Genomic DNA, 14,426 nt, shown 5'->3' with positions numbered 1-14,426 from the left:
TGGCGCTGTGCTCACCGGGCCTACAAAAGCATGAACCGTAGGTGCTTTACGCAACCAGCCAGAAAATAACCAGCGCAATCATCAACGCAATAAACATCAGCCCCGGACGAGCAGACAGTGTCCTGAAGGTTTCCACAACCGGCGCAAACAGTGGGCTGTAGATTGGCTGAATGTTCCGCACTTCCGGCACACCGCCTTCGCGCTCGGTGCGGCGGACAAAGATCTGATTCAGTAAATCCTGCACCTGCGCGGTGGTCAGCACCGTTTGCGGTGTGGCCTGCCAGGTTTGCTGAGCGTAATCCCGTATCGTTTCAAACTCGTGTGGCTCCAGCGGCTGTTTCAGCGCGGCCTGTACCGTATGCAGGGTAGGGGTATTCTGGGTGCTGAGCGTCTGGCGTGCCTGGAGCCAGGTGACCAGATGCGCAAACTGTTTTGCCGGGATCATCTCGCCCTCTTTCACACCCGAAAGCTCCAGCATGGATTGCCAGATGAGCTTCGTCGGCTCGCCGGTGGCGGCGGCCAGTTTGGTCACCATCTGCTTGAGCGTGTTGTGCTCGGCAGGCAGCAGCGGACGTTCAGTTGCCGGGCGTTGCTGCGGCTGCGGAATAGAAAGTTGATTGCTTTGTAGCAGCGTCAGCACGGTTTTCAACTGTTCCGGCGTAAGCTGGCTCAGCGCAGTATGGCCGTACTGTTGACGAATAAAATCACTCACTGCCTGGCGGTTATTGCCCTGGCCTAACAGCTCGGTCAGCTGCGAGACAATCTGGCGGGTGGTGTGATTTTGCTGCGCGGTGTTAATACGCTGGTTCAGGTTTTGCTCGGCAGCGGGGAAATGACGCGACTGTAGCGGTGCATCGTTCCTCACGCCCAGATCGTGCTTCACGCCGGCCCACACTTCCGCATTTTGCTGCGAAGTCAGCGCAATCAGACGCGTGATCAACCGCTCCAGCACGGTGCGCTGTTGCGTGGAAAGTGGCTGTTCGCCTGCGATGTTGGGCGTTACGGGGCCATCGCCTGGGGGGCGCGGCGGCGTACCTGAAATGGGCTGCATCGTCAAAAATCCTTAAAGTCAAAACTCTGCGTAAACCCGGCATAGTTATATGCCTGGCGGCGAGATTATGGCACACTTGATGGGTTTTCTTCCTCTCAAACAGGTACTCAGACGTGAAAATCCTCGTTGATGAAAATATGCCTTACGCGCGCGAGTTGTTTAGCCGCCTCGGTAACGTTAAGGCTGTCCCTGGTCGCCCGATCCCGGTAAGCGAACTGGATGACGCAGATGCACTGATGGTGCGCTCGGTGACTAAAGTAAATGAGGCGTTGCTCTCCGGCAAAGCGATTAAGTTCGTCGGGACGGCAACGGCAGGGACGGATCATGTGGATGACACATGGCTTAAGCAGGCGGGGATTGGTTTTTCAGCTGCACCTGGCTGTAACGCCATTGCCGTTGTGGAATATGTTTTCTCCTCCCTGTTGATGCTGGCCGAGCGTGATGGTTTTGCGCTGAAAGACCGCACTGTCGGTATTGTCGGTGTGGGTAACGTGGGCGGACGCCTGCAAAAGCGCCTTGATGCATTAGGTATTCGCACGTTGCTGTGCGACCCGCCGCGTAAAGATAACGGCGATGACGTGGACTTCCGTTCGCTGGACGAGCTGGTTGAGCAGTGCGATGTGATCACTTTCCACACGCCGCTGTTCAAAGAGGGGCCGTACAAGTCTCTGCACCTCGCCGACGAAACCCTGATCCGTTGTCTGAAGCCTGGCACTATTCTGATAAATGCCTGCCGTGGCCCGGTGGTTGATAACGCCGCGCTGCTGAAATGTCTGGAAGAAGGGCAGGATCTCAGCGTGGTACTGGACGTCTGGGAGCCGGAGCCGGATCTCAACGTTGCGCTGCTTAACAAGGTGGACGTCGGTACCGCGCATATTGCGGGTTATACCCTCGAAGGTAAAGCGCGTGGCACCACCCAGGTCTTTGAGGCCTACAGCGCCTTTATCGGCCATCCGCAACAGGTGGCGCTGGATACACTATTACCCGCGCCTGAATTTGGCCGTATTACCCTTCATGGTCCCCTCGACGAGGCAACGCTGAAAAGGCTGGTGCATTTGGTGTATGATGTGCGCCGCGATGATGCGCTGCTGCGTAAATCAGCGGGTATTCCGGGCGAATTTGACAAGCTGCGCAAGAATTATCTTGAACGTCGCGAATGGTCTTCCCTGTATGTTATTTGCGATGATGCCCAGGCTGCGTCATTGCTGCATAAACTGGGTTTTAACGCCGTTCATCACCCGGTACGTTAATGTCTTCTTAATGCTCCCTGTCGGATACTCCGGCAGGGACGCTTTTTTATTTCTGGAGTAACCACCATGTCTGAAGGCTGGAACATTGCCATATTGGGGGCCACGGGTGCCGTGGGTGAAGCCCTGCTCGAAACCCTTGCTGAGCGTCAGTTCCCGGTGGGTGAAATTTTTGCACTGGCGCGCACTGACAGCGCCGGTGAACATCTGCGTTTTGGCGGTAAATCCGTCATGGTTCAGGATGCGGCTGAATTTGACTGGACGCAGGTGCAGCTGGCGTTCTTTGCTGCGGGCGTTGAGGCCACGGCTTCTTACTGCGAAGAAGCGACCAACGCGGGCTGTCTGGTGATTGATTTAAGCGGCCTGTTCTCAATGGAGCCGGATGTTCCTCTGGTTGTGCCGGATGTGAATCCATTCGTTCTGACTGACTACCGTAACCGCAACATCATTGCGGTACCGGACAGCCTGACCAGCCAACTGCTTACCGCGCTGAAACCGTTGATCGATGACGGTGGCCTGTCGCGTATTACCGTGACCAGCCTGCTGTCAGCTTCCGCGCACGGTAAAAAAGCTGTCGATGCGCTGGCAGGGCAGAGCGCAAAGCTGCTGAACGGTATCCCGATTGATGAAGACGATTTCTTTGGTCGTCAGCTGGCATTCAACATGCTGCCGTTGCTGCCGGACAACCAGGGTTCTGTACGTGAAGAGCGCCGTATCGTCGATGAAGCCCGCAAAATTCTGCAGGATGATGGTCTGATGATCTCCGCGAGCGTTGTGCAGTCACCCGTCTTTTACGGTCATGCGCAGATGGTGAGCTTTGAAGCGCTGCGTCCTCTGGCGGCAGAAGAGGCGCGTGATGCGTTTGCCCGTGGCGAAGACATCGTGCTGTCTGAAGAGAGCGAGTTCCCAACCCAGGTTGGCGATGCGACCGGTAGTGCGCATCTTTCCGTCGGCTGTGTACGCAACGATTACGGTATGCCGGAGCAGGTTCAGTTCTGGTCGGTTGCCGACAACGTTCGCTTTGGTGGTGCGCTGATGGCGGTCAAAATTGCGGAAAAACTGGTGCAGGAGTACCTGTACTGATGTCCGACGTGGAACAAAAGCTTGTCCATAAAATTGCCCTCGGTATTGAGTACGATGGCAGTAAATATTATGGCTGGCAGCGTCAGAATGAGGTGCGCAGTGTTCAGGAAAAACTGGAAAAAGCGCTCTCTCAGGTGGCGAATGAGCCGATAAGCGTTCTCTGCGCCGGGCGCACGGACGCCGGCGTGCACGGTACCGGCCAGGTGGTTCACTTTGAAACCACCGCAATGCGCAAAGACGCTGCGTGGACGCTGGGTGTTAATGCGAATTTACCTGGAGACATCGCGGTACGTTGGGTTAAAGATGTCCCCGATGATTTTCATGCGCGTTTCAGCGCCACCGCGCGCCGTTACCGCTACGTTATCTACAATCAGCGCCTGCGTCCGGCGGTGTTAAGCCAGGGCGTGACGCATTTTTATGAACCGCTTGATGCAGAACGTATGCATCGTGCGGCGCAGTGTCTGATTGGTGAAAATGACTTTACGTCGTTTCGTGCGGTGCAGTGTCAGTCCCGCACGCCGTGGCGTAACGTCATGCACATAAACGTCAGCCGTTTTGGCGCGTATGTGGTGGTGGATATCAAAGCCAATGCCTTTGTACATCATATGGTTCGGAATATTGTGGGCAGCCTGATGGAAGTGGGTGCCGGACACCAGCCGGAGAGCTGGATTGCAGAACTGCTGGCGGCGAAGGACAGAACGCTTGCAGCAGCTACGGCGAAAGCGGAAGGGTTGTATCTGGTCTCGGTGGATTATCCGGAACGGTTCGAACTTCCAAAACCGCCAATGGGTCCGCTTTTCCTGGCGGACTAAACACGGTGCAATTAAGGTTTAAACAATATGGATTTAATACGTTTTCTTATTGATTTTATTCTGCATATTGATGTTCACCTGGCCGAACTGGTCGCACAGTATGGCGTCTGGGTTTATGCCATCCTGTTCCTCATTCTGTTCTGTGAGACCGGGCTGGTTGTTACCCCGTTCCTGCCAGGAGATTCGCTGCTGTTCGTGGCCGGTGCGTTGTCTGCACTGCCAACTAATGATCTGAATGTGCATATGATGGTGGTGCTGATGGTCATTGCTGCGATTGTCGGTGATGCGGTCAACTACACGATTGGACGCGTGTTTGGCGATCGGCTATTCAGTAATCCGAACTCGAAAATTTTCCGTCGTAGCTACTTAGATAAAACCCACGCATTTTATGAGCGCCACGGCGGCAAGACCATTATCCTTGCGCGATTTGTGCCTATTGTGCGTACATTTGCTCCGTTTGTGGCGGGAATGGGACATATGTCCTATCGTCACTTTGCGGCATTCAACGTTGTCGGCGCATTGCTGTGGGTGCTGCTGTTTACCTATGCAGGCTACCTGTTTGGCGATCTCCCTGTGGTTCAGGAAAACCTTAAGTTACTGATTGTAGCTATTATTGTGCTTTCCATTTTGCCCGGCGTCATCGAGATTATTCGTCACAAACGTGCGGCAGCCAAACAAGCGAAATAAGTGCGTACTGGCGGTTCGACCACTTTTTTATCCAAAGTTTCGGGCTGTTATGTTTTAATGTGCAACATTCATGGTCTGTTGGAGGCAAAAATGGCATTATTCGCCTCTTATAGCAAAACTGGCATACGACCAGGTTCAGGCAGAAAGGTTATCAATGAGCTGGATTGAACGAATTAAAAGCAACATAACCCCGACGCGTAAAGCGAGTATTCCTGAAGGGGTGTGGACGAAGTGTGATAGCTGCGGCCAGGTTCTGTACCGCGCGGAACTGGAACGCAATCTTGAGGTGTGTCCGAAATGTGACCACCACATGCGCATGTCGGCGCGTAATCGCCTGCATAGCCTGCTGGACGAAGGTTCTCTGGTAGAACTGGGCAGCGAACTTGAGCCGAAAGACGTGCTGAAGTTCCGTGATTCCAAGAAATACAAAGATCGTCTGGCCTCTGCGCAGAAAGAGACCAGCGAGAAAGACGCCCTGATTGTGATGAAAGGCACCCTGCACGAGATGCCGGTGGTGGCCGCCGCGTTTGAGTTCTCCTTTATGGGTGGCTCAATGGGCTCTGTCGTTGGTGCTCGCTTTGTGCGTGCCGTTGAGCAAGCACTGGAAGACAACTGTCCGCTGATCTGCTTCTCCGCCTCTGGTGGTGCACGTATGCAGGAAGCGCTGATGTCTCTGATGCAGATGGCGAAAACCTCTGCAGCGCTGGCGAAAATGCAGGAGCGTGGTCTGCCGTACATCTCCGTACTGACCGACCCGACAATGGGTGGCGTCTCTGCAAGCTTCGCGATGCTGGGCGATCTGAACATCGCTGAACCAAAAGCGCTGATCGGCTTTGCTGGTCCTCGCGTAATCGAACAAACCGTACGTGAAAAACTGCCGCCGGGCTTCCAGCGCAGCGAGTTCCTCATTGAGAAAGGCGCTATCGATATGATCGTTCGCCGCCCGGAAATGCGCCTGAAACTGGCAAGTATCCTGGCGAAGCTGATGAATCTGCCCGCGCCGAACCCGGATGAGCCGCGCGAAGGCGTAGTCGTACCGGATCAGGAACCCGAGGCCTGATAACTGAAAAGGGCAGGGCCGGATGGCGCTGCCCTTTTGCTTTCTAAACTGTTAATGACAACCGGGCATCATGGAAAATAAACGCATTCCCCAAGCCACGTCGCCCCTGGCCGCGTGGCTTTCTTATCTGGAAAACCTGCACAGTAAAACCATTGATATGGGGCTTGAGCGCGTAAGCCAGGTCGCCGCGCGTCTTGATGTGCTGAAACCCGCGCCTTTCGTGTTTACCGTTGCGGGTACTAACGGTAAAGGCACGACCTGCCGCACGCTGGAAGCTATCCTGATGGCCGCAGGGTATAAGGTCGGTGTGTACAGCTCTCCGCATCTGGTGCGTTATACCGAGCGTGTTCGCGTGCAAAATACTGAGCTGCCGGAGTCTGCACATACGGCGTCATTCGCAGAAATTGAAGCGGCGCGCGGTGAGATTTCATTAACCTATTTTGAATACGGTACGCTTTCAGCGCTGTGGCTGTTTAAACAGGCGCAGCTGGATGTGGTGATTCTGGAAGTGGGTCTCGGCGGGCGTCTTGATGCGACCAACATGGTGGATGCGGATGTCTCCGTTGTATCCAGTATCGCGCTGGATCATACCGACTGGCTGGGGCCAGACCGTGAAAGCATTGGCCGTGAGAAAGCCGGTATTTTCCGCACCGGTAAACCCGCCGTGGTCGGTGAGCCGGATATGCCACACACAATTGCTGAGGTGGCAAAAGAGAAGGGCGCGTTGCTGCTGCGCCGCAATGTTGACTGGCAATATGATGTTAACGCCAACGGCTGGCGCTTTACCGATGCCCAGGGTGTGCTGGACAACCTGCCGTTGCCGCAGGTGCCACTGCCTAACGCGGCGACCGCTCTGGCGGCGCTACGTGCAAGTTCGCTTGCGGTGAGCGAACAGGCAATCCGCGACGGCATTCAGAGCGCGGTTCTGCCGGGACGCTTCCAGATTGTCAGCGAATCACCACGTCTTATCCTGGATGTGGCGCATAACCCGCATGCGGCGGCATATCTCGCAGGGCGTCTCAAATCGTTACCAAAAACCGGGCGTGTACTGGCGGTTATCGGTATGCTTCATGATAAAGATATCGGCGGCACGCTGGCCTGCATGGAGAGTGTGGTCGATAGCTGGTATTGTGCTCCTCTGGAGGGGCCACGCGGCGCGACGGCTGAAGAGCTGATGGAACATCTCAGCAAAGGCGAAATCTACAATAGCGTGGCTCAGGCCTGGCATGCTGCAATGGCAGATGCTAAACCAGAAGATACCGTGCTGGTGTGTGGGTCGTTCCACACGGTGGCACATGTCATGGAAGCGATGGACGCGGGGAGAACCGGTGGCAAGTAAGTTTCAGAACCGTCTGACAGGAACGATTGTGCTGGTTGCGCTGGGGGTGATTATTCTCCCGGGTCTGCTCGACGGGCAGAAAAAGCATTACCAGGATGAATTTGCGGCAATCCCGCTGGTACCAAAACCGGGCGATCGCGACGAGCCAGATATGCTCCCGGCGGCGACACAGGCGCTTCCTGCTCAGCCGCCGGAAGGCGCAGCGGAAGAAGTGCGTGCGGGCGATGCCGCTGCACCGTCGCTCGATCCGTCTCGTCTGGCGGCAGGTAATAACAACGATATCGATCCTGTGCCCGCTCCGGTTGAACAGCCTAAACCTGTTGAAAAACCGAAACCGGTCGACAAACCGCAGCCGAAAGCGCAGCGTGATAAAACCACCGAGCAGCTGGCTGCCGCAGCAGAGACGCCACCTCCGGCAAAACCGGCCCAGCAGGAGGCTGCACCCGCAGGTAAAGCCTACGTTGTGCAGCTTGGTGCGCTGAAAAATGCTGATAAAGTCAACGAGGTCGTGGGTAAGCTGCGTGGCGCGGGGTATCGTGTTTACACTTCACCTTCCACACCGGTGCAGGGTAAAATTACCCGTATCCTCGTGGGGCCGGAAGCCTCTAAAGATAAGCTGAAAGGTTCGCTTGGCGAGCTGAAGCAGATCTCCGGTCTGAGCGGTGTGGTGATGAACTACAGCGTGAACTGAGGTTAAGGCAGGCGTCCACAGAGACGCAAAAAGCCAGTGGCGTTGAGTATTTTTTCAGCGCCTTTTTTATTTACGCGCGGGAAGGAAATCCCTACGCAAACGTTTTCTTTTTCTGTTAGAATTCGCCCCGAACTGGATGACAGGGCGTTAAATCGTGGGACACATATGGTCTGGATTGATTACGCCATCATTGCGGTGATTGGTTTTTCCTGTCTGGTTAGCCTGATCCGTGGCTTTGTTCGTGAAGCGTTATCGCTGGTGACATGGGGTTGTGCTTTCTTTGTTGCCAGTCATTACTACACTTACCTGTCTGTCTGGTTCACGGGCTTTGAAGATGAACTGGTCCGAAATGGAATCGCCATCGCGGTGCTGTTTATCGCGACGCTGATTGTTGGCGCTATCGTGAATTACGTGATAAGTCAGCTGGTCGAGAAAACCGGTCTGTCAGGAACGGACAGGGTGCTCGGGATCTGTTTCGGGGCGTTGCGAGGCGTGCTGATTGTGGCCGCGATACTGTTCTTCCTGGATACCTTCACCGGTTTTGCAAAAAGTGAAGACTGGCAGAAATCGCAGCTCATTCCAGAGTTCAGCTTCATCATCAGATGGTTCTTTGACTATCTGCAAAGCTCGTCGAGTTTCTTGCCCAGAGCCTAGTGTGCTCTGAGATGTGGCTTAACGAGGAAAAGACGAATGTGCGGTATTGTCGGTATCGCCGGTTTCATGCCGGTAAACCAGTCTATTTATGACGCGTTAACGGTGCTTCAGCACCGTGGGCAGGATGCTGCGGGTATCATCACCATTGATGCAAACAACTGCTTCCGTTTACGTAAGGCGAATGGCCTGGTAAACGATGTGTTTGAAGCCCGCCATATGCAGCGTCTGCAAGGTAATATGGGGATTGGTCACGTTCGTTACCCTACTGCTGGCAGTTCCAGCGCCTCTGAGGCTCAGCCTTTCTACGTTAACTCTCCGTATGGCATCACGCTTGCCCACAATGGCAACCTGACTAACGCCCACGAGCTGCGCAGAAAGCTGTTTGAAGAGAAACGTCGCCACATTAACACCACGTCTGATTCTGAAATCCTGCTCAATATCTTTGCCAGTGAGCTGGATAACTTCCGTCACTATCCGCTGGAAGCAGACAACATTTTTGCTGCCGTTGCTGCGACTAACCGTCAGATCCGTGGTGCCTACGCCTGCGTGGCGATGATTATCGGTCACGGCATGGTAGCTTTCCGCGATCCAAACGGTATTCGTCCTCTGGTGCTCGGTAAGCGCGACCTCGGTGACGGCCGTACTGAATATATGGTTGCCTCTGAAAGCGTGGCACTGGATACCCTGGGCTTTGAATTCCTGCGTGACGTCGCGCCAGGCGAAGCGGTCTACATCACTGAGAAGGGCCAGCTGTTTACCCGCCAGTGTGCCGATAACCCGGTCAGCAACCCATGCCTGTTCGAATACGTCTACTTCGCTCGTCCGGACTCGTTTATCGACAAGATCTCCGTCTATAGCGCGCGTGTAAACATGGGCACCAAACTGGGCGAGAAGATTGCCCGCGAATGGGACGATCTGGATATCGACGTGGTTATTCCTATCCCGGAAACTTCCTGCGATATCGCGCTGGAAATCGCCCGTATTCTGGATAAGCCATACCGTCAGGGCTTCGTGAAAAACCGCTACGTTGGCCGTACCTTTATCATGCCGGGCCAGCAGCTACGCCGTAAGTCCGTGCGTCGTAAACTGAACGCCAACCGTGCAGAATTCCGCGACAAGAACGTGCTGCTGGTGGACGACTCCATCGTGCGCGGCACGACTTCTGAGCAGATCATCGAGATGGCACGTGAAGCCGGTGCGAAGAAAGTGTACCTGGCCTCCGCAGCGCCGGAAATTCGTTTCCCGAACGTGTATGGCATTGATATGCCAACGGCTAACGAGCTGATTGCGCATGGCCGTGAAGTGGATGAAATTCGCCAAATCATCGGTGCAGATGGCCTGATTTTCCAGGATCTGAACGATCTGATCGACGCGGTGCGTGCCGAGAACCCGGATATTCAGCAGTTCGAATGCTCCGTGTTTAACGGTATTTACGTGACCAAAGACGTTGACCAGCAGTATCTCGACTATCTGGATTCGCTGCGTAACGACGATGCAAAAGCCGTTCAGCTGCAAAACGATCTTGAAAGCTTAGAGATGCACAACGAAGGCTAATGCCTTTGCAAGTGAGGGCTAATGCCCTCACTTGCAACTCCCCGGAAAATCCTGCACAGTCAGCCCTGAAATCAGCAAGGGCAAAAATCATGAAACGACTCATTGTAGGGATCAGCGGTGCCAGCGGCGCGATTTACGGCGTACGTCTGTTGCAGGTACTGCGTGACGTAGCAGAAGTGGAAACGCATCTGGTGATGAGCCAGGCGGCGCGTCAGACGCTCTCCCTCGAAACCGATTTTTCCCTGCGCGATGTTCAGTCTCTGGCCGATGTGGTACACGATGCCCGTGATATCGCCGCCAGCATCTCCTCTGGCTCGTTTAAAACGGCCGGCATGGTGATCCTGCCCTGTTCCATCAAAACGCTCTCCGGCATTGTCAACAGCTATACCGACACGCTGGTAACACGCGCGGCAGATGTGGTGCTGAAAGAGCGTCGCCCGCTGGTGTTGTGCGTGCGGGAAACGCCGCTGCACCTGGGACACCTGCGCTTAATGACTCAGGCCGCCGAGCTGGGCGCGGTGATCATGCCGCCGGTACCGGCGTTCTATCACCGTCCGCAAACGCTGGATGAGGTGATTAACCAGACCGTTAACCGCGTGCTGGATCAGTTTGATATCGACCTGCCGGAAGACCTCTTTACCCGCTGGCAGGGAGCCTGATTTTGTGCACAATGTGAGTGCATGAAAAAACAAGTTGCCCTGTTTCAGGGCAAAACTGCAACCGCGATCATATCCTCGACATTTAATTCGCTTTTTCCCTTTTTCTCTTTCCGGTTCGTTCGGTAGACCTGCTATCTTTCACCATTAAGGCAATATCGCAACGTTTTATTAACATATTTAACGTCGATTTTTTGACCAGACGGCAATGTGGCATAAGACCTGCAAGAGAAGCCTGCAACACAACACACAACACAATACATAATAAAATCACGGTACTTGAGGGTAAATGTATGAAGAAGACGGTTCTGGCTCTGTCTTTGCTCGTGGGGTTAAGTGCAGCAGCAGGTAGCTATGCAGCACTTCCACAGACAGTTCGTATCGGTACAGACGCAACTTATGCGCCATTCTCTTCCAAAGATGCAAAAGGCGATTTCGTTGGGTTTGATATCGATCTGGGAAATGAGATGTGCAAACGCATTGCGGTAAAATGCACATGGGTGGGCAGTGACTTTGACGCATTAATCCCGTCGCTGAAAGCCAAAAAAATCGACGCCATTATCTCTTCTCTCTCCATCACCGAAAAACGTCAGCAGGAGATTGCCTTCTCTGACAAACTCTACGCGGCAGATTCTCGTCTGATTGCTGTAAAAGGCTCTCCGATTAAGCCAACCATCGACTCGCTGAAAGGCAAGCATGTGGGCGTTCTCCAGGGGTCTACCCAGGAAGGTTATGCCAACGCAAACTGGCGTGAGAAGGGTGTAGATGTGGTGGCTTACCAGAACCAGGATCTGATTTACTCTGACCTGGCCGCAGGCCGTCTGGATGCCGCGTTCCAGGATGAAGTTGCCGCGAGCGAAGGCTTCCTGAAACAGCCAGCAGGCAAAGACTATGCCTTTGCTGGCCCGTCCGTGAAAGACAAAAAATACTTTGGTGACGGCACCGGTATTGGCCTGCGTAAAGACGATACCGAGCTGAAAGCCGCCTTTGACAAAGCCTTTGCTGAGCTGCGCAAAGACGGTACCTACAACAAACTGGCGAAGAAATACTTCGACTTCAACGTATACGGTGACTAATCGTTACTGACGGGAATGCACCATGATGGCTGTCTGTCATGGTGCATTGCGGGTGCAGGTGAGCCATTATGGTGCGTGGTTGGCTATTAATTGTTCTTTAAGTGCATAGTTAAGCATTTATAGTGCAAAAACTCCCAATGATTGGGCATTATCTTTTGCCTTAATAAGGGGATTAATGGCACATTAACGGCACCCCGTCGTAGTAAAAAATCCCGTAAGAATCCAGTCTGTTGAGGATGTATATGAAAAAACTGATGTTGTCTCTTTCGCTGGTGTTGGCTGTTTCCAGCATGACGGCGGCGTTTGCCGCTATTCCGCAGAAAATTCGTATTGGTACTGATCCTACCTATGCCCCGTTCGAATCGAAAAATGCGAAGGGTGAACTGGTTGGTTTTGACATTGATCTGGCCAATGAACTGTGCAAACGCATCAAAGCACAATGTACCTACGTTGAGAACCCACTGGATGCGCTGATCCCGTCGCTGAAAGCCAAAAAAATCGACGTGATTATGTCCTCTCTTTCCATCACCGAAAAACGCCAGCAAGAGATTGCCTTTACCGACAAACTCTACGCAGCGGATTCTCGTCTGGTCGTGGCTAACGCATCCAACATTCAGCCAACAATTGAATCGCTGAAAGGTAAGCGCGTGGGCGTGCTGCAGGGTACGACGCAGGAAACATACGGCAACGAACACTGGGCACCGAAGGGCATTGAAATCGTCTCTTATCAGGGCCAGGAAAACATCTACTCTGACCTGACGGCAGGCCGTATCGATGCCGCATTCCAGGATGAAGTTGCAGCAAGCGAAGGTTTCCTGAAACAGCCTGTGGGTAAAGATTACAAGTTCGGTGGGCCGTCCATTAAGGACGTGAAACTGTTTGGTGTAGGCACCGGTATGGGTCTGCGCAAAGAGGACAACGAACTGCGTGAAGCGCTGAACAAGGCGTTTGCAGAAATGCGCGCTGACGGCACTTACGACAAGCTGGCAAAAAAATATTTCGATTTTAATGTTTACGGCGGCTAATCACCCCGTCAAATAACGTGCGGCCCCTCCCGTTTTGGGAGGGGAAAAGACACGGTTCCACCACTCACGATACGACAGGGCACGCGGTATGCTGTACGGATTTTCTGGCGTTATTTTACAGGGCGCGCTTGTCACCCTTGAGCTGGCTATCAGCTCCGTGGTACTGGCGGTGCTGATAGGCCTGGCGGGCGCGGGGGCGAAGTTGTCGGCAAATAAACCGCTGGCGCTCATTTTTGAAGGCTATACCACGCTGATTCGCGGTGTTCCTGACCTGGTGCTGATGCTGCTAATCTTTTACGGTTTGCAGATTGCGCTTAATGGTATCACTGACGCTATTGGCATGGAGCAAATTGATATCGACCCAATGGTGGCCGGTATTATTACCCTCGGTTTTATCTACGGTGCGTACTTCACGGAAACTTTCCGCGGTGCTTACATGGCCGTGCCGAAAGGGCACATTGAAGCAGCGACTGCGTTTGGTTTCACCTCCTCACAGACGTTTCGCCGGATTATGTTCCCGGCCATGATGCGCTATGCGTTGCCGGGTATCGGCAATAACTGGCAGGTTATCCTCAAGGCGACGGCGCTGGTTTCTCTGCTCGGCCTGGAAGATGTCGTAAAAGCGACCCAGCTTGCAGGCAAGAGTACCTGGGAACCGTTCTACTTTGCGGTGGTATGTGGCGCTATCTATCTGGTCTTTACGACCGTCTCCAATGGTGTGCTGCTTCTGCTCGAACGTCGCTACTCCGTGGGTGTGAAGAGGGCTGACCTGTGATTGAGATTATTCAGGAATACTGGAAATCCCTGCTGTGGACAGATGGCTATCGCTTTACCGGCGTGGCCATTACGCTGTGGCTGCTGATTTCTTCCGTGGCGATGGGCGGCATTCTGGCAGTGTTTCTTGCCATTGGCCGGGTGTCGAACAATAAATTTATCCGCTTCCCGATCTGGCTGTTCACCTATGTGTTTCGCGGTACACCGCTGTACGTGCAACTGCTGGTGTTCTATTCGGGGATGTACACGCTGGAGATTGTGAAAGGCACTGAGATGCTGAACGCGTTCTTCCGCAGTGGCCTGAACTGTACGGTACTGGCGTTAACGCTCAATACCTGCGCCTACACCACCGAGATTTTCGCCGGGGCCATTCGTTCTGTACCTTATGGTGAAATTGAAGCGGCGCGCGCGTATGGCTTCTCGTCGGTGAAACTTTACCGTTGCATCATTCTGCCGTCGGCGCTGCGCATTGCGCTGCCTGCCTACAGTAACGAAGTGATTCTGATGCTGCACTCCACTGCGCTGGCCTTTACCGCGACGGTGCCGGATCTGCTCAAAATCGCCCGTGACATTAACTCCGCAACCTATCAGCCATTTACCGCGTTTGGCATTGCGGCAGTGCTTTATTTGATTATTTCATATGTCCTCATTAGCCTGTTCCGTAAGGCTGAAAAACGCTGGTTGCAGCATATAAAACCTTCTTCGACGCACTGAGAA

General features: G+C 53.8%; 15 protein-coding genes. 14 read left to right on the top strand and 1 reads right to left on the bottom strand.

All coding sequences use genetic code 11. The features are described from left to right. Window positions 1-46: 46 nt before the first annotated feature. Window positions 47-1,051, bottom strand: a complete 1,005-nt coding sequence (gene flk, locus ACHHZ6_RS03405; protein WP_182272165.1) for a flagella biosynthesis regulator Flk — start codon at window positions 1,049-1,051, stop codon at window positions 47-49. A gap of 113 nt (window positions 1,052-1,164) precedes the next feature. Between flk and pdxB the strand changes: the two genes are divergently transcribed. The 14 genes from pdxB (at window position 1,165) to ACHHZ6_RS03335 (ending at window position 14,423) form a co-directional block, all read left to right on the top strand. Further along, window positions 1,165-2,301 (top strand): 4-phosphoerythronate dehydrogenase PdxB, encoded by a 1,137-nt coding sequence (pdxB, locus tag ACHHZ6_RS03400; RefSeq protein ID WP_395121726.1) that lies wholly within the window; start codon window positions 1,165-1,167, stop codon window positions 2,299-2,301. Window positions 2,302-2,367: 66 nt separating this feature from the next. After that, a complete protein-coding gene (locus tag ACHHZ6_RS03395; protein WP_182272163.1) occupies window positions 2,368-3,381 on the top strand; it encodes an aspartate-semialdehyde dehydrogenase in 1,014 nt (337 codons plus the stop codon). Then, window positions 3,381-4,193 carry a tRNA pseudouridine(38-40) synthase TruA gene (gene truA, locus ACHHZ6_RS03390; RefSeq protein WP_182918713.1) on the top strand — a complete coding sequence of 271 codons (813 nt, stop codon included), beginning with the start codon at window positions 3,381-3,383 and terminating at the stop codon, window positions 4,191-4,193. Before ACHHZ6_RS03395 ends, truA begins: the two co-directional genes overlap by 1 nt. A gap of 27 nt (window positions 4,194-4,220) precedes the next feature. After that, window positions 4,221-4,880, top strand: coding sequence for a DedA family protein (locus ACHHZ6_RS03385; protein ID WP_182272161.1), 660 nt, complete (start codon window positions 4,221-4,223; stop codon window positions 4,878-4,880). A 154-nt stretch (window positions 4,881-5,034) separates the two neighbouring features. Continuing rightward, window positions 5,035-5,940 (top strand): acetyl-CoA carboxylase, carboxyltransferase subunit beta, encoded by a 906-nt coding sequence (gene accD, locus ACHHZ6_RS03380; protein WP_114977626.1) that lies wholly within the window; start codon window positions 5,035-5,037, stop codon window positions 5,938-5,940. A 70-nt stretch (window positions 5,941-6,010) separates the two neighbouring features. Beyond that, window positions 6,011-7,279: a bifunctional tetrahydrofolate synthase/dihydrofolate synthase gene (gene folC, locus ACHHZ6_RS03375; protein WP_395121725.1), complete on the top strand. Its 1,269-nt coding sequence runs from the start codon at window positions 6,011-6,013 to the stop codon at window positions 7,277-7,279. Beyond that, entirely contained in the window at window positions 7,269-7,970 is a 702-nt protein-coding gene (gene dedD / locus ACHHZ6_RS03370; protein ID WP_182272159.1) for a cell division protein DedD, read from the top strand. Before folC ends, dedD begins: the two co-directional genes overlap by 11 nt. 165 nt (window positions 7,971-8,135) lie before the next feature. Beyond that, entirely contained in the window at window positions 8,136-8,624 is a 489-nt protein-coding gene (gene cvpA, locus ACHHZ6_RS03365) for a colicin V production protein (protein ID WP_182918711.1), read from the top strand. 36 nt (window positions 8,625-8,660) lie between these two features. Then, complete coding sequence (gene purF, locus ACHHZ6_RS03360; protein ID WP_182272157.1) at window positions 8,661-10,178, top strand: amidophosphoribosyltransferase; 1,518 nt, start codon at window positions 8,661-8,663, stop codon at window positions 10,176-10,178. 89 nt (window positions 10,179-10,267) lie between these two features. Further along, window positions 10,268-10,837 carry a UbiX family flavin prenyltransferase gene (locus tag ACHHZ6_RS03355; RefSeq protein ID WP_182272156.1) on the top strand — a complete coding sequence of 190 codons (570 nt, stop codon included), beginning with the start codon at window positions 10,268-10,270 and terminating at the stop codon, window positions 10,835-10,837. A 290-nt stretch (window positions 10,838-11,127) separates the two neighbouring features. Next, complete coding sequence (gene argT / locus ACHHZ6_RS03350) at window positions 11,128-11,910, top strand: lysine/arginine/ornithine ABC transporter substrate-binding protein ArgT (RefSeq protein ID WP_196390258.1); 783 nt, start codon at window positions 11,128-11,130, stop codon at window positions 11,908-11,910. Window positions 11,911-12,152: 242 nt separating this feature from the next. Beyond that, on the top strand, window positions 12,153-12,935 hold the full coding sequence (gene hisJ / locus ACHHZ6_RS03345) for a histidine ABC transporter substrate-binding protein HisJ (RefSeq protein ID WP_182272154.1): 783 nt from the start codon (window positions 12,153-12,155) through the stop codon (window positions 12,933-12,935). An 88-nt stretch (window positions 12,936-13,023) separates the two neighbouring features. After that, window positions 13,024-13,710: a histidine ABC transporter permease HisQ gene (locus tag ACHHZ6_RS03340; protein ID WP_182272153.1), complete on the top strand. Its 687-nt coding sequence runs from the start codon at window positions 13,024-13,026 to the stop codon at window positions 13,708-13,710. Beyond that, window positions 13,707-14,423, top strand: a complete 717-nt coding sequence (locus ACHHZ6_RS03335) for an ABC transporter permease (protein ID WP_182272152.1) — start codon at window positions 13,707-13,709, stop codon at window positions 14,421-14,423. Before ACHHZ6_RS03340 ends, ACHHZ6_RS03335 begins: the two co-directional genes overlap by 4 nt. Window positions 14,424-14,426 lie beyond the last annotated feature (3 nt).

The sequence above is a fragment of the Enterobacter cloacae complex sp. 2024EL-00214 genome (genome assembly GCF_043945575.1).
GTDB lineage: Bacteria > Pseudomonadota > Gammaproteobacteria > Enterobacterales > Enterobacteriaceae > Enterobacter > Enterobacter cloacae_P.
The sequence above is the reverse complement of the archived record's forward strand: the minus strand, read 5'-3'. Positions and strand labels throughout refer to the sequence as shown.

Excerpts from the sequence above, each read along its gene's own strand:
- hisJ (WP_182272154.1), top strand. The coding sequence starts at position 12,153 with ATGAAAAAACTGATGTTGTCTCTTTCGCTGGTGTTGGCTGTTTCCAGC.
- cvpA (WP_182918711.1), top strand. The coding sequence starts at position 8,136 with ATGGTCTGGATTGATTACGCCATCATTGCGGTGATTGGTTTTTCCTGT.
- argT (WP_196390258.1), top strand. The coding sequence starts at position 11,128 with ATGAAGAAGACGGTTCTGGCTCTGTCTTTGCTCGTGGGGTTAAGTGCA.
- ACHHZ6_RS03395 (WP_182272163.1), top strand. The coding sequence starts at position 2,368 with ATGTCTGAAGGCTGGAACATTGCCATATTGGGGGCCACGGGTGCCGTG.
- purF (WP_182272157.1), top strand. The coding sequence starts at position 8,661 with ATGTGCGGTATTGTCGGTATCGCCGGTTTCATGCCGGTAAACCAGTCT.
- ACHHZ6_RS03340 (WP_182272153.1), top strand. The coding sequence starts at position 13,024 with ATGCTGTACGGATTTTCTGGCGTTATTTTACAGGGCGCGCTTGTCACC.
- accD (WP_114977626.1), top strand. The coding sequence starts at position 5,035 with ATGAGCTGGATTGAACGAATTAAAAGCAACATAACCCCGACGCGTAAA.
- flk (WP_182272165.1), bottom strand. The coding sequence starts at position 1,051 with ATGCAGCCCATTTCAGGTACGCCGCCGCGCCCCCCAGGCGATGGCCCC.
- ACHHZ6_RS03355 (WP_182272156.1), top strand. The coding sequence starts at position 10,268 with ATGAAACGACTCATTGTAGGGATCAGCGGTGCCAGCGGCGCGATTTAC.
- ACHHZ6_RS03385 (WP_182272161.1), top strand. The coding sequence starts at position 4,221 with ATGGATTTAATACGTTTTCTTATTGATTTTATTCTGCATATTGATGTT.
- folC (WP_395121725.1), top strand. The coding sequence starts at position 6,011 with ATGGAAAATAAACGCATTCCCCAAGCCACGTCGCCCCTGGCCGCGTGG.
- truA (WP_182918713.1), top strand. The coding sequence starts at position 3,381 with ATGTCCGACGTGGAACAAAAGCTTGTCCATAAAATTGCCCTCGGTATT.